Below are 20,568 nucleotides of genomic sequence, written 5' to 3' on the forward strand. Positions count from 1 at the left end.
CTTCCTTAAATCGCGGTTTTGGCCCGCTGTTTCACGGCATAAACCAGCACCACGGCGAAACACACCATCGGCAGGGCGTAGGACACGGCGGTGTTGTAGTGATCGGCGATGGCACCCATCAGGTACGGCATCACCGCACCGCCGACGATCGCCATGATCATCACCGAGCTGGCGCGTTTGGTTTGTTTGCCCATGTTCTTGACGCCCATCGCGAAAATGGTCGGGAACATGATCGACATAAAGAAGAAAATCGCCACCAGCGCAATCACCGACACATTGTCGATCCCGGCCACCACCACGCCGCATAGCACGATATTGATGATGGCATAAGCCACCAGCAGCGTCGCGGGGCGGACAAAGCCCATCAGCCAGGTGCTGAAGAAGCGCCCGACCATAAAGCTGATCATGCCGACAGACAGCAGGTACGACGCATTCTGGTTCGACAGCGTATGCCAGTGTTCCGTGGTGTAGTTAATGAAGAATGCGCCGACACCCACCTGCGCCGCCACATAGAAGAACTGCGCGATCACGCCGCCGGTGAAATGACCGTGCTGCCACAATCCTTTCTCCACGCCGCGATCTTCTGCGGTACTTTGCTCACGAATGTCCGGCAGTTTGGTGCGTCCGAACAGGAACGCGATCAGCAACACCAGTACCGCGATGGCGATATAGGTGGTTTTGACCGATGACAGGCCGTCCGCCGTGGTGCCTTGCGTGGCGCTGAAAAACAGCGAACCGCCGATGATCGGACCGACAAACTGGCCTAATCCGTTGAAAGACTGAGAAAGATTCAGACGGCGTTCTGCGCCAGCCGGATCGCCCAGTACGGTGGCGAACGGGTTGGCGGCGGTTTCCAGACAACCCAGACCGAGGGCGATCACGAACAGCGCAAACAGGAACATGGCGAAACTGCCCGCAGACGCAGCGGGAACGAATAACAACGCGCCGAGTGCATACAGGCATAACCCGACGAGGATCCCGGCTTTATAGCCGAACCTGTCCATAAAGAACCCGGCGGGCAGGGCGATGATGAAATAAGCCCCGAAATAGGCGGCCTGTAGCAGACCCGACTGGGCTTTGTTGACGTGTAACACTTCCTGGAAATGCTTATTCAGGACATCCAGCAGCCCGTAGGATAAACCCCACAGGAAAAACAGCGTGGTGACCAGAATGAACGCCAGTCGGAAACCGGACGTCGTTTTGCGCTGCGCATACGCGGGCGCGGCAGTTTTGTCGGCGAGCATAATGTATTCCTCAGTATCTGGTAACGCATGTAGGGGTTCAGCTCAGGTGGCTGATTTTTTATGTCAGATAACGTGAAAAACGGTTTCTCCCTCACAGCAGGGAGTTTTTTTGCTCCTCCCCATTCTCAGGGGTGAGGCAGGTTTTGCTTTGCTCCTCCCCCTGCGAAGGGGGAGGTTGGGAGGGGGTTTAGCAGGCAACGCCAGATCCGGAGTTGCCCTTAATACCCCACCCCAACCCTCCCCTTCGCAGGGGAGGGAGCCGATCGAGCTTTACTCAGATCCTTCCCCAGGGGAGGGAGCTGACCGAGCTTTACTCAGATCCTTCCCCAGGGGAGGGAGCTGACCGAGCTTTACTCAACGCCTTCCGTATGCGGGGGAGCCTGACCGGTCAGCGAAAAAATCTTCTCCATTTCCACCCACTTTTCACCGGCGGGCGTCCAGGGCGTGGGGCGCTGATATTTCCACATCAGGGCTTCCCATTCGCAGACTTTGGGATCCTCCAGACTGCGGCGTTCGAACAGCCCGCTGTCAAAATCTTCCGTGGTTTCCATCACCATCATCAGCCGGTTGCCCAGCCGGTAAATTTCCATCTCTGTGATGCCGTAACGGCGCAGATGTGCGGTAATTTCCGGCCAGATGTTGCGGTGATAACGCTGATATTCTTCGATAAGCGCCGGATCGTCCGCCAGATCCAGCGCCTGACAATAGCGGCGCGTCATGTCAGCGCCCGGTCGAGATGCATATAGCCGCCGTCCACGGTCAGCCACTGGCCGGTGGTGTGCGACGCGCGGGAAGAGAGCAGGAACACCACGGTATTGGCGATTTCCTGCGGCGTGGTCATGCGCTGTCCCAGCGGAATATGCGAAGTGATCTGTTGCAGTTTTTCGTCGGGATGGTCGAAGCTTTTGATCCAGCGTTCGTACAGCGGCGTCATCACTTCTGCCGGGATCACCGCATTCACGCGGATGCCGTCGCCAAGCAGCGCCGCCGCCCATTCGCGGGTCAGCGCCAGAATGCCGCCTTTGGCCGAGGCGTAACCGCTGGTGTTGCCTTGTCCGGTTAACGCGGTTTTCGAACTGATATTGACGATCGCTCCCCGGCTGGCGCGCAGGGCATTGAGGCTCAGGTGCGCCATCAGGTAATAGTGGATCAGGTTTTGCTCGAGGGATTGCACAAAGGCTTCCCGTCCGGCGTCCAGCCCGACGCTGTCGTTGGCACCGGCATTGTTCACCAGCCCGTCGATGCTGCCGTAACGTGTCTGAACCTCGTTCACCGCCGCCTGACAGCTGGCTTCGTCGCGCAGTTCGGTCAGCACAAAACTGGCCTGCGGCGAAAGCTGTTGCAGTTTATGCATCAGTTCATTGGCCGGTTCGGTATTGCTGATGATCACCGGGATCGCGCCTTCTTCCGCCAGCGTCAGCGAAATGGCCGCGCCAATGCCGGACCCGCCGCCGGTCACCATCACCACTTTATTTTGCAGATGCAGATTCATTGCTCGTTCCTGTCGCCGGTTAAGGCTGTAGTCGGTAAACCGTGCAGGCGTTGCCGCCATAAATGGCCGCCTGCTCGTCAGTACTCAGTGCCGCCGTGGCCTGCTGGCATAAATCCCACGGATCTTCATGTTCTCCGGCCAGCAAACACACCGGCCAGTCGGAACCAAACATCAGCCGTCCGGCACCGAAAATCTCCAGCGCGGCGTCGAAATACGGCAGCAGATCATTCAGCGTCATGCCCGCCGGACGTGGTTCGGTCAGCAGCCCGGAGAGTTTGCAAACGACGTGTTGCATTCCCGCCAGCGGCGCAATTTGTTTCGCCCAGTGCGCCGCGCCCCGGCTCAGATCCGGTTTGCCGAAATGATCCAGCACCAGAAAATGCGCATCATGGCGCGCCGCAAACTGCACGGCCTCGCTCAGGTGCCGGTGCGTCACCAGAATTTCGTAGACAGCTTCCTGCCGTTGAACCTGACGGATGCCCGCGTTGATGGCCGGACCGGCCAGCCATTGCGCGGGAGACGCCTCGTCCTGAACCTGATGACGAAAACCGCGCAGCAGCGGATGAGCAAGCGCCTCCAGCTCAGCGGCCAGGGCGGGGGAAGACAAATCCACCCAACCGGTGACCGCGCGGACAAAGTCCGTTTTCTCCGCAAGTTCCAGCAGCCAGCGCGTTTCACTGGCTGAGGAGCAGGCTTGCACCAACACCGTTCCGTGCGTGTCGTGACGTTGTAACGTTGGCCGCAGCGTTTCCGGCAACAAATTCTGCTTCAGAACCGCCATCTCATCGCTGATCCAGCGGTAATCCTGCGGCGTGTAACGCCAGAAATGCTGGTGGCTGTCGATTCGCATCATCGGCATTCTCCCTGCGGCGTTCTCATTAAGCACCGGCGTGATAACGGTATTGCTCAATCGAGGACGGATGCATTTCGATGGAGAATCCCGGTGCCTGCGGCGGCATATAGGCCGCGCCGCGGATGTCACACGGATGCACAAAATGCTCGTGAAGATGGTCAACGTATTCGATGACGCGGCCTTCGTGGGTTCCGGCGATGCACAGATAATCAATCATCGACAGGTGCTGTACGTATTCGCACAACCCGACGCCGCCCGCATGCGGACACACCGGCAGATGGTATTTGGCGGCCATCAGCATCACGGCCAGCACTTCGTTGACGCCGCCCATGCGGCAGGCATCGATCTGCACCACGTCGATGGCTTCGCGCATGATGAACTGTTTAAACATGATGCGGTTCTGGCACATTTCACCGGTGGCGACTTTGACCGGCGCAACAGCCTGACGGATTTTGCGGTGGCCTTCGATATCGTCCGGGCTGGTCGGTTCTTCGATAAACCAGGGACTGGCGAAGGCGAGGGCATTCACCCACGGGATAGCGTCGTTGGTTTCCCATACCTGATTGGCGTCAATCATCAGCTTGCGATCCGGGCCGATAACTTCACGCGCGATGCGCACGCGGCGGATATCGTCTTGCAGATCACGCCCGACTTTCAGTTTCAGGTAGTCAAAACCGGCGTCGACGGCTTCCTGACACAAACGACGCAATTTATCGTCGGGATAACCCAGCCAGCCCGCCGAAGTGGTGTAGCAGGGATAACCTTCCGCCAGCAGTTTCTCCGTGCGCTGCGCCTTGTTATCCGCCCGCTGCTGCAATAAGGTCAGCGCTTCCTGCGGCGTAATGCAGTCGGTGATGTAGCGAAAATCAATGCAGCGCACCAGTTCTTCCGGCGACATGTCGGCGACCAGTTTCCACAGCGGTTTACCGGCGGCTTTACTCCATAAATCCCACACGGCATTGACTACCGCACCGGTCGCCAGATGGATCGCGCCTTTGTCCGGGCCGATCCAGCGCAGCTGACTGTCACTGGTGAAATCGCGCCAGAATTTGCCCATATCGGCGGTGATGCCCGCCAGTTCACGTCCGACAATCAAATGTTCCAGCGCTTTAATGGCTGCACAGCAGATTTCATTGCCGCGCCCGATAGTGAACGTCAGGCCGTGACCTTTAAGCGCCGGATTGTCAGTTTCGAGGATCACATAGGCGGCGGAATAATCCGGATCCGGGTTCATGGCATCCGAGCCATCCAGCGCCAGCGAGGTCGGGAAGCGCACATCTTCCACACGTAAAGCTGTAATCGTTGTCATCGCAAAATTCCTTACGCTGTCACAGGGTTATGCCTGCACCGTCTTCTGACGCTGTTCGCCCAAACCTTCAATTCCGAGGCGCATGACCTGCCCGGCTTTCAGATACACCGGCGGTTTTTGCCCCAGTCCGACACCCGGCGGGGTCCCGGTTGAAATAATGTCGCCCGGTTGCAGGCTCATAAAGCGGCTCAGATAACTGATGATTTCGGGGATCTGGAAAATCATGGTGCGCGTATTGCCGTTCTGATAACGCTTGCCGTCCACTTCCAGCCACAGATTCAGCTGGTGCGGATCGGGGATTTCATCAGCCGTCACCAGCCACGGGCCGGTCGGGCCAAAGGTGTCGCAGCCTTTGCCTTTGTCCCAGGTGCCGCCGCGTTCAATCTGAAATTCACGCTCGGACACATCGTTGATCACGCAGTAACCGGCGACGTGCGACAGCGCATCGGCCTCGCTGATATAGCGCCCGCCAGTGCCGATCACCACGCCGAGTTCCACTTCCCAGTCGGTTTTGACCGAATCACGCGGAATTTCCACATCGTCGTTGGGGCCGACAATCGCGCTGGTCCATTTGCTGAAAATCACCGGCTCTTTCGGGATCTCCGCACCGGTTTCCGCGGCGTGATCGGCATAGTTCAGACCGATACAGATAAATTTGCCGACCTTGCCGACGCAGGCACCGAGACGCGGTTCACCGCTGACCAGCGGCAAACTTTGCGGATCGAGCTGGCGCAATTTATCCAGCGTTTCAGGCTGTAAAAACTCGCCGCTGATGTCTTTGACGTACGCGCTGAGATCGCGCAATTTGCCATTGCTGTCGAGCAGGCCGGGGCGTTCAGAACCGGGGTTGCCGTAACGTAATAATTTCATCGGTCAGTGTCCTTCTGTAAAAGTCAGGTCTGTGAATATCAAATGTCTGGCGCTGCTGGCGCGTCAGTTGCTCCAGCCGCCGTCAATAATCTGAACCGTGCCGGTGGTGTATGAACTGGCATCCGAGGCCAGATACAGCGCCAGCTGGGCGATTTCTTCGGTTTTACCGATACGTCCGATCGGCTGGCGGGCGACAAATGCCGCATAAACTTCGGCTTCACTGCGGCCTTCTGCCTGCGCCTGTGCGGCAATGCGCTGGCGCAGGGACGGCGATTCCACCGTGCCGGGGCAAATGGCGTTGCAGCGGATCCCGCGGGTGACGTAATCCGCCGCGACCGAGCGGGTCAGGCCGATCACCGCCGCTTTTGAGGCGCTGTAAGCAAAGCGGTTCGGCACACCCTTGATGCTGGAAGCGACCGACGACATGTTGATCACCGAGCCGCTGTTGCGCTCGAGCATGGCGGGCAGAAACGCGCGGATCATGCGGAACATCGCGGTGACGTTAAGGTCGAGGGCAAACTGCCATTCGCGTTCGGTGCAGGTCAGAATGTCGCCGCTGTGCACCACGCCCGCACAGTTAAACAGCACATCAATCGCGCCGGTTTCTTCCGCCAGTGCGGCGATGGCCTGCGGATCCGTTACGTCCAGCAGGCGAGGGGTAATGCCCGGAATATCACGCAACGCGTCGATATTGATGTCGGTGGCAATCACCTCTGCACCTTCACGGGCAAACAGCGTCGCGGTAGTAAAACCGATGCCTTGTCCGGCGGCGGTGATCAGCACTTTTTTCCCTGTCAGGTTCATTGTCTTTCCCCGTAAAACGTCACTTTAAAGGACTAATGGTCAGGCCATTGGAGGCGAAAAAAACGCGTTAAAAGCGGTGCAGTTTGCTAAGATGTCCGGCAAGCTGTTTCTTAAAACGCTATTTCGGTTAACCAATTTTTTACATGCATAAAACAAATCAGCAAGATTTTTGTCCGGAAAATGCTAGCTGAATCACTTATTGAGAATTGACCTCAGGTGTCCGATGCCGATAAAGAAATTAGAAAATCCCAGAATATACAGGCAGATAGCTGACCAGCTAAAAACGTTAATTGATAACAAAGAATTTCCGCCCGGCAGCCGTCTTCCTGCCGAACGTGAACTGGCGAGTCAGTTGCAGGTCAGCCGGGCTTCGGTGCGTGAGGCGCTGATTGCGCTGGAAGTGATCGGGCTGGTGGATGTGCGCGTGGGAAATGGTGTGATCGTGCGCCATCCTCCGGCGGTACCGGTCACGCCTTCGCAGGAACCGGTGATGTCGCAGGCAGGGCGTAATCAGTGGGCGGATGTGGACGACGAGCTGAATATCGAGCTGGATTTCACTGCCGAGTTGCCGCCGTTTTCGCTGCTGCAAACCCGGCGTCTGATTGAACCTGAAACCGCCGCGCTGGCAGCAAGAAACGCCACCGACGACGAACTTGCGGCGATCAGGTTGGCATATGAGCAGAATTGTCGCGATAACCGCAACGGCTCAGCCACCCATCCCGGCGACCGGTTATTCCATATCCGCATCGCCCAGGCCAGCGGAAATCCGGCCTATGCTTTTATCATCGCGCACCTGCTCGGCCACCGTTACGGCACCATGTTCCGCAGCCTGCAATTACACTACACGCCGCAGGACATGCCGCACCGTTCTGAGATTGAACATCTGGAAATCCTGACGGCGCTGGAAGCGCGGGACAGCCGCGCGGCGAAGAAAGCCATGAAGGAACATCTGGATGCGGTGATTAAGATTTTCGGCCAGGGGTGAAAAAGGCGCGGCATCTGAACCCGTACTCTATTTCAGTGCCTGCCATGAGCGTTTACCAGACTTCTCTCGCCAGCCGTAAGAAGTTTTCCCCCAGCACATTGCGGATCACTTTTTCGCTGTGTCCTGACTGTAACAAATGGCCGACAACCTCTTCCAGCGCGGAGGGATGCACGTAGCCACCTTCGCCTGAATATTCCTCTGCGGGCCAGTATTCAGGATGTGCCGCCAGAATGTCGCCGGTACTGACATTGCCCACCGGGAAGGCATAATCCAGTGCTATTCCCACGTGGCGGGGACCGGCGAGATGAATCAGATAATCAACATGCCGGGCGAACAGCGCGGCGTCGGGGGCGCTGTCACCCAGGAACTCACCAATCCCGTTCACGCCAATCAGCCCGCCATGGTTCACACACGCCCTGATTTGTTCATCACTGATGTTTCTGCCATGCGTATGCACGGCTTTTGGATTGGAATGGGAAAAAATCACCGGCTTACGGGAGTATTCAATGGCTTCGATGCTGGTCTGAAGACTGCAATGAGAGACATCAACGAACATGCCAACGCGGTTCATTTCATCAATCACTTCTTTGCCGAATGACGTCAAACCTATGTTTTCATCATGGCAGCCGCCACCCGCCAGATTATTGCGGTTATAGGCAAACAGCATCTGTCGTACACCCAGGTGATGATAAAACTCCACCATTTCAACGCGGCCATCCAGCGCGTTCATCCCTTCGATATCAAAGGTGATCGCCAGCTTACCAGAGGCACGGGCGGTGAGAATATCCTCCGGCTGATTCACCAGCAGGTAATCATCAGCATGTTCGAGGATCCAGTGCCGGAATGCCGCCAGATTGCGTACTGTCTGCTCCCACGGCAGGACATCAAAGCCGACATCCACCGACAGGTAATGCACGCCCGCATCCCGCCAGAGTTGTAGATTATTCAGGTCTGCCGCCGGATCGGGCATGAAGCCGGAGTGGCCATCCCAGACCAGCGAGTCGGAAAAAATTGCGCGGGCGCGTCGGGCTATATCGGTCTGGAACATGTGAGTATTTCCTGCAATGACAAGGGGTGTTCGGAAGACGGAACCTTCAGGGCTGATGCCAGCCAGCCGGGTTCGAGCGTCGGTTCCGCCTGCAACAGACGCGCGGTGTAATCATCGAAAGGCGGCGTCAGCACCGTCTCTCGCAAGCCCTTACGCACCAGTTTGCCGCGATGCATGACGGCCACGGAATGGGCAATGCTGCGCACCGTCGCGATGTCGTGAGTGATAAAAAGCAAAGTCAGCCCGGCAGACTGCTGAAGTTGTCTGAACAAGGCCAGTACGCCCTGCGCGACCAGCGGATCCAGCGCAGAGGTAGGTTCATCGCAAATGAGAATGTCCGGTTCCGCTGCCAGCGCCCGCGCAATTGCCACTCGCTGTTTTTGTCCGCCTGAAAGCTGCGAGGGAAAACGGTCGGCCAGCTCCGGCGCCAGTTCTACCTGCTCAAGCAACTGGCTGAGGCGTGCTTTAAGCGCAGCACCGCGCAAACCGCTGCGGCGCATGATATTCCGCCCGACCAGCTCACGTACCCGGTGGCGCGGATTCAGCGCGGTATCCGCGTTCTGATAAATGTACTGGATTTGCCAGCGCTGCTGCGCAGTTCGCCGCTGACAATCAAACGACAGTGCCTTGCCTTCCAGCGTCAGCTCGCCGGATTGCGGCTTTTGCAGTCCGGCCAGCGTGCGGGCCAGGGTGGATTTACCGGAGCCAGACTCGCCGACCAGCACGAAGGTTTGCCCCCGGGGCAGTGTCAGCGAAAGCTGCGAGATAACCGGCTCCCCGTGACCGTATCCGACGGTCAGGTCACGCAGTTCAAGCACCGGCGCATGTTGTTCAGCGACCGGCAGCGGTGCCGGATGTCGGGTATTGAGTAATGCCCGGGTGTAAGGATGTGCGGCTGACCTAAGGATATCGGCAGTGCGGCCATATTCGATCTGTTTACCGTGGCGCAACACCAGCAGGTTGTCGGCAATTTGCGAGACCACGGCAATATCGTGCGAAATATACAGCGCCGCCGTCCGGGTTTGTTTCACCGCGTGGCGGATAGCCGCCAGAACGTCGAGCTGCGTAGTGGCATCCAGCGCGGTGGTCGGCTCATCAAAAACAATCAAATCAGGCGAGGAGCACAGCGCCATGGCGGTCATTGCCCGCTGCAACTGACCACCGGAAACCTGATGAGGATAGCGTCTGGCGAACTGTGCCGGATCTGGCAAACCGAGCAGGGCGAACAGCTGTAACATCTTTTCCTGTGCGGCTTCAGGCGTCAGGACGCCGTGATAACACGCGGCTTCAATTACCTGCGAACCCAGCGGAAATGCCGGATTAAAACCAGCACTGGCCGATTGCGCGACATAACAAACTCGTTTGCCCTGATGTGTCGCCAAACGGCAGGCATCCTGCGGATGATAAGTTTGCCCCTGAAAAGTAATGCTGCCGCTAAGCGGTCGCAGCGCGCCGCGATAATGCCCCATCACCGCGAGTCCCAGAGTGGATTTCCCGGCGCCAGATTCGCCGATTACGCCCAGCACGTCGCCTTTGCGTAATTCAAAAGATACCTTGTCAATCAATACAGTTTGCTGATGTCCCACGCACAGCTGTGCGACTTGTAAGAGTGCCTCTGACATCACTGATCCTCCTGTTGTTGCAGCGTTCTGCTCAGGGCATCGACCAGCAAATTGACGGCAATGACCAGCAACGAAATGGCGATGGCTGGGTAAAAGGCGGCACTGACACCAAACAGAATGCCGTCTTTATTTTCCCGCACGATGGCGCCCCAGTCGGCTGCGGGGGGCTGGATCCCCAGCCCGATGAAAGAGAGTGTCGAGATAAACAGAATGCTGGCGCTGAACTGCATTCCCCATTCCGCCAGCAGCGGAAAGCGGGCGTTAGGCAGCATTTCGCGGATGACCCGGTACGCGTGAGATTCGCCGGCGAGCTTTGCGGCTTCCATGTAATCCGTGGCCAGAATATGCGAGGCAAGACTGTAACCGAGACGATAAACGCGCGTCGCACCGATGGCGGCCAGCACAACGACCAGCGTGCTGTTAGTTTGTGGTAACACCGCCAGCGCCACCAGCGCGATAATCAGCGATGGCAGTGACATAAACAAATCGTTGAGGCGTGACAATACCCCCTCCACCGCGCCTCCCACGCTGACCGCCAGAAAGCTCAGCAGCGTGCCCGCAAGCGTAGCCATTACCGAAATCACAAAAGCAAACGACAAGGTAAGACGCGCGCCAGACAGCAGACGGGAGAACAAATCCCTGCCGAGATTATCGGTGCCCAGCCAGTGGGCGGCACTCATGGGTTGCCAGATTTCACCGCTTATCTGACGGGCATCGTAAGGCGCGATCCACGGTGCGGCCAGCGAGGCGAAGACAAACAGGATCAGCAGAAACGCACCGGTCACGGCGCTCGCTGAGGAGAAAAGTGATTTCATCGCGGGAACCTCAGTCGTGGGTTTGCCGCCATTGCCAGCATATCGACCAGTAAATTAAGCAGAATATACACGGCGGCAAACACCAGCCCGCAGGCCTGCACGACCGGGATGTCGCGTACGGTGACGGCATCCACCATGTATTGCCCGACACCCGGATAGACAAAAATCACTTCGATGATCATCGCACCGACAATCAGCCCGGCCAGATTCATGGCGATCACGGTCAGGACAGGGGAAATGGCATTCGGTGCGGCGTGTCGCCATAAAATTCGCAGCGGCGGTAATCCCTTCAGCCGCGCTGTTTCCATCCACGGCGTACGGGTGACTGACATGAGCGCACTGCGTGCCGATCGCAACATGTTTGCCAGCACGGCAATCGCCAGTGTCAGCACCGGCAGCAACAGGGCGGAAAGACGATCCGGCAGGCTCATGCCGTCATAAATCGTCGAGGGAAACGTCGAGACGCCCACGTGTAACACCAGCACCTGAATCAGCAGATAGCCGATTAAAAATTCCGGCAGTGAGAGAATAATCAGGGATACCAGCGTAATCACCCGGTCGGGCAGACGGTGCAGATAGCGCACGGCGAACAATCCGCCCAGCAACGCGACCGGGACCGCCAGTAACGCGGCGGCACCCGCAAGCCACAGTGAATTGAGTAACCGGTGCCCGAGCTGTGCGCTGACCGGTTGCTGACTGGCCCATGAAAGCCCGAAATCGCCTTTGAAAATCTGTAGCATCCACAGCAGATAACGGGTGACCAGCGGCTTATCCAGCCCGAGACTTTGTCTGATACTGGCAATCGCCTCAGGTGTCGCTGCGCGTCCCAGTGACGCGGCAGCAAAATCACCGGGCAGGGCGTTGACGGCGGCGAAGATCAGCAGCGATACACCCCAGAGTAAAATCACCGCCAGCAGCAGGCGGTGACTTATGGCGCGGGCGAGCGGATGACGGGGCGCCGTGCCGCGCACCCCACGGGCAATAAAACTTTTCATCAGTTGTTCAGCCAGACGCGTGAGATGACGTGACCGTTAGATAAATCGTTGCCGACATCTTCGATATAGCCCTGAAGTTTGTTGCTGCTGGCATTGAGGTAATTATTAAACACCGGAAGCAGGGTGCCGCCTTCATCACGCACAATCAGCGCAATGTCGTGATACAGCGTGCGGCGTTTGGCCTCATCCTCTTCTGCCCGTGCGAGTTTGAGCAGGCTGGCAAATTGCGGATTAGCGAAGTGGGTTTCATTGCTGGCTGAAGACGGGCCCAGTTCAAGCGAATAGATCAGATCCTGGGTTAATCGCGTTCCCCATGACGACACGCAGAACGGTTTATTACGCCAGACATTATTCCAGTAGCCGTCATCAGGCTGGCGGCGGATATCAATTTTGATCCCGGCTTTCTGCGCGCTGAGCTGGAACAGCGTGGCGGCATCGACGGCACCGGGGAAAACCCCTTCAGCGACATCCAGCACATTGGGCCCGCTGTAGCCAGATTTTTTAAAGTGGAATGCGGCCTGATCGGCGTCGTACTGGCGTTGCGGGATTTCGGCCGGGAACAGCGGATACGCATTGTTGACCGGGAAATCATTGCCCAGCGAGCCATAACCGCCCAGCACGCGATCCAGAATTTGCTGGCGATCAATGGCCAGTTTCAGCGCCAGACGCAGGTCGTTATTGTCGAACGGCGGGGTGTTGACCATCATCGGCAATGTGTAATGTCCGCGTCCCGGTGTGTTGTAAATCGTGACCGGACCGCTTTTCAGCAGTGCCACGATTTTCGGGCTCAGCCCGCTGATGAAATGTACTTTTCCGGTAGACAGTGCTGCAACCCGGCTCGATGCGTCGTTAATCGCGATCACTTCTGCACTCGCCACATTGCCCCGGCTGCTGTCCCAGTCATGCGGGTTTTTCTCCAGCTGGGTATAGACGCCAGCCTCGAATTTGACCATGCGGTAAGGCCCGGTGCCGATCCCGGCGTTAGGATTTTCATAGCCGCCACCGGGCTGGATTTGCAGGTTCCACAGCGAAAGTACCAGCGGGAAATCGACATTGCTTTCATTGAGAGTAATGGTGATTTTATCGCCATCACTGGTGACGGTACTGATGGATGACAGATAGGCAATTACGCCGGAACGGAATTTCGGATCACGGTGACGGGAAAGGGTTTTGACGACATCTTCTGCCGTCAGCGCCTGGCCGTTATGGAACTGAACGCCCTTACGCAGGGTAAATATCCAGCGCGATGATTTGTCGGCGCTTTCCCAACTTTCTGCCAGCCCCGGTATCGCTTTGCCGCTGACCGGATCGGTGCGCACCAGCGTATCGCCCCAGGCACAACCTACCACCATCATGTATGAACTGATCCAGCTTGCCGGATCCAACACGTCGGTGGTCGCCGCACCATCAATGCCCAGTTTGAGATGTCCGCCTTTCTTCGGTGTGTTGTCGGCAGCGGCGGCGGGCAGGGTAAAACTGAGCCCGGAAGCGGCGCCGGCGGCCAGAGAATACTTGAGGAAATCGCGACGATTCCAGGAATTTGGCATTTTTATTATCCTTATTTTATAGGCTGATACGGTGTGAATACCCTGCTGCACAGGCGAACCTGATGGTCAGAAATTGCCCCAAAGGGGCGTAATCCTAAGAAATAGGGAAGGGGGTGTCTAATACGTAAATAAGATAAGCGTATGATAAAATTAGAAATAACACAGACAGCGTAGCCGCGGGTGCTACGGCATGCTAGGGTATTTTTTTGCCTGAATTTACCTGCTTATAATGAAAAAAAACCATGATCTGGCTGTTATGCACTGGGGAACGTACCGCGTTGCCACGGCTGACGGTGTTTTAAAATCTGTTGAACCCGTGGAATGGGATCGTAATCCGTCTGAAATCGGACAATCCCTGATGGGTTCAGTCGACGGACCCAGCCGCGTGCGTCGCCCTGCGGTCCGGCTGGGCTATTTACAACACGGTGCGGCCTCGCGTGAAGGACGCGGCAAAGAGCCTTTTGTCGAAGTCAGCTGGGAGACGGCGCTGTCGCTGGTTGCGGCTGAACTCGCACGCGTAAAGGACACCCACGGTAATTCTGCGTTCTATGCCGGGTCTTACGGCTGGTCGAGCGCCGGTCGTTTTCACCATGCGCAAAGCCAGATGCACCGGTTTTTCAATCAGTTTGGCGGCTATACCGGCAGCACAAACACCTACAGTCTGGCGGCGGCGGAGCGTTTATTGCCGCACATTATCGGTGATCTGGATGTGCTGCAAAAACAGCATACTCACTGGTCCGTGCTGGCCGGAAAGTGCGAACTGTTCGTTGCCTTCGGCGGACTGCCGTGGCGCAATGCGCAGGTCAACGGTGGCGGTGCCAACGATCACTCGCTGAAATACTGGTTACAGGAAATGGAGCGAACCGGCACCCGTTTCATCAATGTCAGCCCGGTGAAGAATGATCTCTCGTCGGTGAAAACGGCCGAATGGCTGTCCCTCAAACCGGGCAGCGATACCGCACTGTTGCTGGCGCTCAGTCATGTGCTCGTCGAGGAATCCCGCTATGACGCGGGTTTTGTCGCCAGCCATACCGTCGGCTTCAGTACGTTCAGCGATTATCTGACGGGTGCTCGTGACGGGCAGGCCAAAACACCGCAATGGGCAGAACCGTTGACCGGCATCAGCGCGCAGGCAATCCGCACGCTGGCGCGTGAGATGTCCGAAAAGCACACCATGATTAATATCGCCTGGTCTTTGCAGCGCGCACGACAGGGCGAACAAACTTTCTGGGCGACGGTGGCGCTGGCGTCTTTACTCGGACAGATCGGCACGCCGGGCGGCGGGCTGGGCTTTGCCTACGCGTCTACCAATCTTGCAGGCGCCGATCGCCGCACCTTCTCCGGCCCGCGTTTGCCGATGGGTAAAAATGCGGTTAACGATCACATCCCCGTGGCGCGGCTTTCCGACATGTTGCTCAATCCCGGCGGCGCGTATCAGTTCGATGGCAAAAACTGTCAGTATCCCGATATCCGGCTGGTTTACTGGGCGGGCGGTAACGCGTTTCACCATCATCAGGATATCAACCGGCTGGTGAAAGCCTGGCGTCAGCCCGATACCGTGGTGGTGCATGAACAGTATTGGACGGCGCAGGCTAAGTTCGCCGATATCGTGCTGCCGGTGACAACGTCACTTGAGCGTGAGGATATCGGCAGCGCCAGCAACGATGGTTACATGATTGCCATGCGTCAGCATATTGCACCGGTCGGTGAGGCGCGCAGCGATTACGCGATATTTGCCGCGCTCGCGCAGCAAATGGGCTTTGGCGAGGTCTTCAGCGAAGGGCGCGATGCGGCGGACTGGCTGCGGCATATCTACCAGCTTTCGGTTCCCCGTGCGCAGGCCGATGGCATTGAGCTGCCGGAATTCGATGATTTCTGGCAACAGGGCAAACTGGAATATGCGCGTCCGGAGGCGCCGCAGATCCTGTTCGAAGACTTCCGCCGTGACCCTGAAGGATCGCCGCTGGCTACGCCGTCAGGCAAAATCGAACTGTTTTCACAGACGGTGGCGAATTTTGATTACGAAGAATGTCCCGGTTTCCCGTTCTGGTATGAACAGGACTACCGTGAACAGCAGGCAACCCGTGCCCGCTGGCCGCTGCATTTGCTCTCAAGTCAGCCACGGACGCGGTTGCACAGCCAGTACGATCACGGCAGCGTCAGCCGTAAGACAAAAATCAGCGACCGTGAACCTCTCTGGATACATCCGCAGGATGCCGATGCGCGTGGCATTACTGAGGGCAGTATCGTGCGGGTGTTTAACGATCGTGGCGCAATCCTGGCGGGTGTTCATCTGACCGAGGATCTGCGCCCCGGCGTGGTGCAAATGTCGACCGGTGCCTGGTACGACCCGCAGGATCCGTCGCAACCCGACTCGCTGGATAAACACGGCAACCCGAACGTACTGACGGAAGATCGCGGCAGTTCGCGACTCGGGCAGGGGTGCAGCGCACAAAGCTGCTGGATTGATATCGAACGCTGGAACGCGCCTTTACCCGAGGTTACCGCCTTCCTGCCGCCGGCGTTTGTTGCTGCTGATGACTCAGGCAACTGATGCGGGTGAAGGGAAAATTTAGGCCCCGCCATCCTCCAGCCTGCTGATGTGCAGGCTGAGCCAGGTCAGTTCGTCTTTGGGTAAGGCGATGGCGTATTTTTCATGCACATAATCGCGTATGGAGAGGGAAACCGCCATCGCGCCCGGACGATGGCGCAGCAGTTCCTGATAAAAATCCTCCGTGTCACTGGCCGCGATTTTTCCGCTGAGGATCCTTTCAGCGAAATAACGCACGTGGGTGATGAAACGGTTGTAGTTCACTGAGTCAATATCGAGGATTTTGTTCAGCTTATAGCGGACAATTTCAGCGATGCGGTTTACCAGTTCTACCTGCTGATGGGCGGTGGTGGTGTCGTTGTCACCTGACGCATTAATCAGATGAAAGGCAATATTCACCGCTTCGTCGGCAGGCAGGGAAATATCGAAACGCGCACTGACCATCGCGCTGGCCTGACGAGCAATTTCGTATTCTTTCTGATAATAGCGTTTTATCTCCCAGCCCAGTTTGTTGACAAAACTCTGTTCTTTTTTGCAACGTTCTGCCGCAAAAAACAGGTGTTCCGTGAGGGTGAAAAACAGCGAGGAATGGAGTTTTTTGACATAACTTTGCTGCGCCAGCTGAATAATGTCGTGGGTGACATCAAAAAAGGCCGCAGGAATGGTGGCCGTCAGTGACAGAAAATGTCGCGATTTCAAATCCTGTATCGGTATAAAAACCTTCTCGACGTGCGCAATATCAATCTGCATGCCGGGCTTTGCGTTGAACCCCAGCCCTTTGCCAAACAGCACCATTTCCTCCTGCTCATTTTCAACCAGAAGCATGCTGTTATTGAGCGATTTCTTCACTGTAATCACGGTCTGTTCCTGCGGCTGATTGTCACGATTACGCCATGTCCGCGCCATTTGTCGCGATGACTTTCTGGTACCAGAAAAACGAGTTTTTGCGCAGACGTGCCAGAGAGCCTCCACCTTCATCATCCTGATCGACATAGATAAAACCATAACGCTTGGACATTTGCGAGGTTCCGGCGCTGATGATGTCGATTGACCCCCAGGTCGTAAAGCCCATGACCTCAACACCTTCATCGATGGCGTTTTTTACCTGTTCGAAGTGGGCGCGGAAATAGTCGATACGGTAATCGTCATGAATTTTTCCAGCGACGACCTCGTCTTTCGCCCCGAGGCCACATTCCACGATAAACAGCGGTTTCTGGTAGCGGTCATACAGTTCAAGCAACGAGATTTTCAATCCGACCGGGTCAATCTGCCAGCCCCATTCTGATGCCGGAAGGTAAGGGTTTTTGACGCCAAGAATGGTATTGCCGGGAATACGTTCTGCATCCGGCTGAGTGGATTCGGTCAGCGACATGTAATAGCTGAAAGAAACAAAATCGACGGTGTAAGCGCGCAGTATTTCAGTATCACCGGGTTGCATTTCAATGTGGATCCCGCGGCGTTCGAGGTCACGCGTGATCAGTGGCGGGTAGGCACCAAACACCTGCACGTCCGCGTAGAACATGTTTTCCAGATTCTTTTTCAGCGTGGCTTCTACGTCTTCGGGTTTACAGGTGCGCGGGTAGGTGGTCAGTTTGGTCAGCATGCATCCGACCTGGCTGCAGGGAATGATCGCATGGCAGTCGCGGGTGACCAAAGCCGATGCCACAAACTGATGATGCAAACCCTGATAGATATCCTGTTCCGCGCGGCCTTCCGCACTTTTTTCTTCCCTGATCCCGGCGGTGGTAAAGGGATGACGGCGGATGCTGTCGATTTCGTTAAACGTCAGCCAGTAAACCACCAGGTCTTTGTAACGTTCGAAACACACGCGACAGAAACGCACAAAGGCATCCACCACGTTACGATGTACCCAGCCATTGTATTTTTCGCTCAGCGCCAGTGGCATTTCGTAATGCGACAGTGTGACCAGTGGTTCGATGTTGAGCCTTCTCATCTCGCTGAATAATTCGTGATAAAACGCCAGTCCGGCCTCATTCGGTTCCCTGTCTTCTCCGGTCGGGAAAATTCGCGACCAGGCGATGGACACGCGCAAAACCTTACAGCCCATTTCGGCGAATAAAGCCAGATCCTCTTTATAACGATGGTAGAAATCTATCCCGCGGCGTTTTGGGTACAGCTCGTCGTTTTTCCCCTGAAGTGCATCCGCGATATTTTCATCGGTCAGCGCCATGTGCGCGCTGTAATCTTTGAGCGAGACATTGGGTTTCCAGGTGATGGCATCCGCCACGGAAGGGCCTTTGCCGTCGATATTCCATGCGCCCTCCGCCTGATTGGCGGCGATAGCGCCTCCCCATAAAAAGTCTTTCGGAAACGTTGGTTTACTGGTCATTACACGGACTCCTTTAAAGTCATAACAACGGGGCGATGATTAATCTGTAAGGCGGCGGGTTCCGGTTCTAACGTGAACCGCTCGCTGTTGGTGATCACCATAATGACCACCGGATCAAAACCGGCGCGGGTCAGGGCATCCACATCAAATTCCACCAGGATGTCGCCGACGGACACCCTTTGTCCGGTTTCAACGCGGGGGGTAAATCCCTCGCCGTTCAGTTTGATGGTGTCGATACCGATGTGGAAAATCAGCTCAATGCCACTGTCGCTGAGCATACTGACCGCGTGGCCGGTTTCGAAAACATTCACGATCACGCCACTGGCAGGCGCGCTGAGCACACCTGCCTGGGGAATGATGGCAATACCCTCACCCATGATGCGTTTGGAAAATACATCGTCATTCACCTGCTCAAGCGGGATGACTTTCCCCTCTACCGGCTGCACCAGATCCAGTGAACTGACCATGGCCTCAGCAGGAAGCGGCATACTTTTCTCTTTCCACAGCATCAGCGCACTGACAAAAGAGACGCCAAAAGCAATCACCACGCCGGCGAGGGCATAGACGATATTCATGCTGTTTTCAGGGGAGACAAATATTGAGATGGTCGCTAAACCCGGCCCGACTAGCGCGAAAGCTTGAATGCCCATCCAGCCGACAAAAGCACCGCCGACAAAACTGCCCGCCAGAACGCTGTAGAGCGCCTGCTTGTGTAACAGCGTGACGCCATAAATCGCGGGCTCGGTAATGCCGAACAAGGCGGAAATACCGGCAGAAAACGCAGTGGACTTCATGGCTTTATCTTTACTTTTCAGGGCGATGGCGAAGCAAGTGCCTGATTCGGCAATGTTGTGCGCCAGTGACGCCGGTAAGTAGATGAACTCGCGCCCGAGCTGGCTCATGGAGGAGATGGCATACGGCAGCATCGGTTTATGCATTCCTGCGGCCACCATGAAGGGCAAACCTGCTGCCAGCAACGCCGTCGCGATGAAGCCTAAGTGGCCGTATAACCACAGGATGACTTTGGCCAGACCGGCACCGAGTTCATATCCTAACGGACCGAGCACCAGTAAGGTCAGGGGCACGGTGATCATCAGGGAAAGCATTGGCGAAAGGAAAACGCGCACGGATGACGGCGTATACCGGTTGAAAAGTTTCTCTGTCTGCGCATAAAAAAGTACGCACAAAATGGCCGGAAAAACCTGCGAGGCATAGGGGACGTTCTTCAGATCCAGCGAAAGAAACTGCGCGCCGTCAGCCAGATGTTTTGCCATGCCCGGCAACACCATGACCGATACAGCGGAAACCGCCACAAGAATGTTCACCTTAAGTTTGGTCGCCGTGGTGATCGCCACCAGTATCGGCAGAAAATAGATCGGCGCTGAACCAATATTATCCAGTACTTTCCAGGTCGAACTGCTGCGGCTCAGCCAGCCGAGCGCATCCAGCAGCAATAACAAGGATTTCAGGACGCCGCCTCCGGCAATGGCCGGAACCAGCGGCTGGAAGACGCTGATAATGAAATCCACCACGACGGAGAGCACGCGGGTGTTCTTTGGCTTCGGCTGAGTCTGAACCGGCGACGTCTGGCCGCTGACCAGTTCTTTGACTGCGTCATATACCCGGATTACTTCGCTGCCAATCACCACCTGGCACTGAACATTGAGCCTGACGCCCAGCACGCCGGAAATTTTTTCCAGCGCGGTCTGGTCGGCCTTTTCGTTGTTATAGAGGCTGAGCCGCAGCCGCGTTGAACAATGCTCAACGTGTTCAATATTCTCCACGCCGCCGACCCGCGCCACAATTTCCTGAGCAACTTGCAGATGATTCATAGCCACCATTCCCGGAGCCGAAACAAAAAAAAAGACCTGAAGCCCCATCACCTTACAAAGAAGAGGATGGGGCTTCAGGTCTTGCCTACGCTGGGTAGTAACACGCCTGTGGTCTATTTCTGATTAATTAGGTCCTGAAGTCAATGTAATCATCGGGAAGAAGGCGGTAAGTGTGAGCTCGTTGGCAAAATTTCTGAATCGCCCCTGACTTTTTTAAAGACAAAACCCCAATCAATGAAGTTGCGCGGCGG

The 20,568-nt window shown here is 56.4% G+C and carries 17 protein-coding genes; 2 read left to right on the forward strand and 15 right to left on the reverse strand.

Going from position 1 to position 20,568, the window contains the following annotated elements:
* Positions 1-5: 5 nt before the first annotated feature.
* The 7 genes from fucP to EYY67_RS17020 all read right to left on the reverse strand — a co-directional run bounded on the left by fucP (position 6) and on the right by EYY67_RS17020 (position 6,572).
* Entirely contained in the window at positions 6-1,244 is a 1,239-nt protein-coding gene (gene fucP / locus EYY67_RS16990) for an L-fucose:H+ symporter permease (RefSeq protein WP_095925316.1), read from the reverse strand.
* A 350-nt stretch (positions 1,245-1,594) separates the two neighbouring features.
* Positions 1,595-1,963, reverse strand: a complete 369-nt coding sequence (locus EYY67_RS16995; protein ID WP_095925315.1) for an L-rhamnose mutarotase — start codon at positions 1,961-1,963, stop codon at positions 1,595-1,597.
* Entirely contained in the window at positions 1,960-2,736 is a 777-nt protein-coding gene (locus EYY67_RS17000) for an L-fucose dehydrogenase (RefSeq protein ID WP_131693940.1), read from the reverse strand. Before EYY67_RS17000 ends, EYY67_RS16995 begins: the two co-directional genes overlap by 4 nt.
* A 19-nt stretch (positions 2,737-2,755) precedes the next feature.
* Entirely contained in the window at positions 2,756-3,589 is an 834-nt protein-coding gene (locus EYY67_RS17005; RefSeq protein WP_131693941.1) for an amidohydrolase family protein, read from the reverse strand.
* 25 nt (positions 3,590-3,614) lie between these two features.
* Entirely contained in the window at positions 3,615-4,898 is a 1,284-nt protein-coding gene (locus EYY67_RS17010) for an L-fuconate dehydratase (RefSeq protein ID WP_131693942.1), read from the reverse strand.
* Positions 4,899-4,925: 27 nt separating this feature from the next.
* Positions 4,926-5,768: a fumarylacetoacetate hydrolase family protein gene (locus tag EYY67_RS17015; protein ID WP_131693943.1), complete on the reverse strand. Its 843-nt coding sequence runs from the start codon at positions 5,766-5,768 to the stop codon at positions 4,926-4,928.
* A gap of 63 nt (positions 5,769-5,831) precedes the next feature.
* Positions 5,832-6,572, reverse strand: coding sequence for an SDR family oxidoreductase (locus EYY67_RS17020; RefSeq protein WP_095925310.1), 741 nt, complete (start codon positions 6,570-6,572; stop codon positions 5,832-5,834).
* Between the two features lie 223 nt (positions 6,573-6,795).
* On the opposite strand from EYY67_RS17020, the gene EYY67_RS17025 reads away from it, so the two are divergent.
* Positions 6,796-7,557, forward strand: a complete 762-nt coding sequence (locus EYY67_RS17025; protein ID WP_095925309.1) for a FadR/GntR family transcriptional regulator — start codon at positions 6,796-6,798, stop codon at positions 7,555-7,557.
* A gap of 52 nt (positions 7,558-7,609) precedes the next feature.
* On the opposite strand, the gene EYY67_RS17030 is transcribed toward EYY67_RS17025, so the two are convergent.
* The 5 genes from EYY67_RS17030 to EYY67_RS17050 are packed head-to-tail and all read right to left on the reverse strand — an operon-like array spanning position 7,610 to position 13,584.
* The gene (locus tag EYY67_RS17030; protein WP_131693944.1) at positions 7,610-8,605 is read right to left on the reverse strand and encodes a dipeptidase; all 996 of its coding nucleotides are present in this window, start codon (positions 8,603-8,605) and stop codon (positions 7,610-7,612) included.
* Positions 8,587-10,227, reverse strand: coding sequence for an ABC transporter ATP-binding protein (locus EYY67_RS17035; RefSeq protein ID WP_131693945.1), 1,641 nt, complete (start codon positions 10,225-10,227; stop codon positions 8,587-8,589). The genes EYY67_RS17030 and EYY67_RS17035 overlap by 19 nt, the downstream gene beginning before the upstream one ends.
* Complete coding sequence (locus tag EYY67_RS17040; RefSeq protein ID WP_095925306.1) at positions 10,227-11,042, reverse strand: ABC transporter permease; 816 nt, start codon at positions 11,040-11,042, stop codon at positions 10,227-10,229. The genes EYY67_RS17035 and EYY67_RS17040 overlap by 1 nt, the downstream gene beginning before the upstream one ends.
* Positions 11,039-12,037, reverse strand: a complete 999-nt coding sequence (locus tag EYY67_RS17045) for an ABC transporter permease (RefSeq protein ID WP_095925305.1) — start codon at positions 12,035-12,037, stop codon at positions 11,039-11,041. The genes EYY67_RS17040 and EYY67_RS17045 overlap by 4 nt, the downstream gene beginning before the upstream one ends.
* The gene (locus EYY67_RS17050; protein WP_131693946.1) at positions 12,037-13,584 is read right to left on the reverse strand and encodes an ABC transporter substrate-binding protein; all 1,548 of its coding nucleotides are present in this window, start codon (positions 13,582-13,584) and stop codon (positions 12,037-12,039) included. Before EYY67_RS17050 ends, EYY67_RS17045 begins: the two co-directional genes overlap by 1 nt.
* 229 nt (positions 13,585-13,813) lie before the next feature.
* Between EYY67_RS17050 and EYY67_RS17055 the strand changes: the two genes are divergently transcribed.
* Complete coding sequence (locus EYY67_RS17055; RefSeq protein WP_131693947.1) at positions 13,814-16,138, forward strand: molybdopterin-dependent oxidoreductase; 2,325 nt, start codon at positions 13,814-13,816, stop codon at positions 16,136-16,138.
* A gap of 18 nt (positions 16,139-16,156) precedes the next feature.
* Here EYY67_RS17055 and EYY67_RS17060 read toward each other — a convergent pair whose 3' ends face one another.
* Genes EYY67_RS17060 through EYY67_RS17070 form a run of 3 tightly spaced genes read right to left on the reverse strand, consistent with a single transcriptional unit; the run spans position 16,157 to position 20,317 of the window.
* On the reverse strand, positions 16,157-16,993 hold the full coding sequence (locus EYY67_RS17060) for a PRD domain-containing protein (protein WP_131693978.1): 837 nt from the start codon (positions 16,991-16,993) through the stop codon (positions 16,157-16,159).
* A gap of 28 nt (positions 16,994-17,021) precedes the next feature.
* Complete coding sequence (locus EYY67_RS17065; protein WP_131693948.1) at positions 17,022-18,485, reverse strand: glycoside hydrolase family 1 protein; 1,464 nt, start codon at positions 18,483-18,485, stop codon at positions 17,022-17,024.
* A complete protein-coding gene (locus EYY67_RS17070; protein ID WP_131693949.1) occupies positions 18,485-20,317 on the reverse strand; it encodes a beta-glucoside-specific PTS transporter subunit IIABC in 1,833 nt (610 codons plus the stop codon). Before EYY67_RS17070 ends, EYY67_RS17065 begins: the two co-directional genes overlap by 1 nt.
* Positions 20,318-20,568 lie beyond the last annotated feature (251 nt).

This window comes from Rahnella victoriana, assembly GCF_004330295.1.
GTDB classification, from domain to species: Bacteria; Pseudomonadota; Gammaproteobacteria; order Enterobacterales; family Enterobacteriaceae; genus Rahnella; species Rahnella victoriana.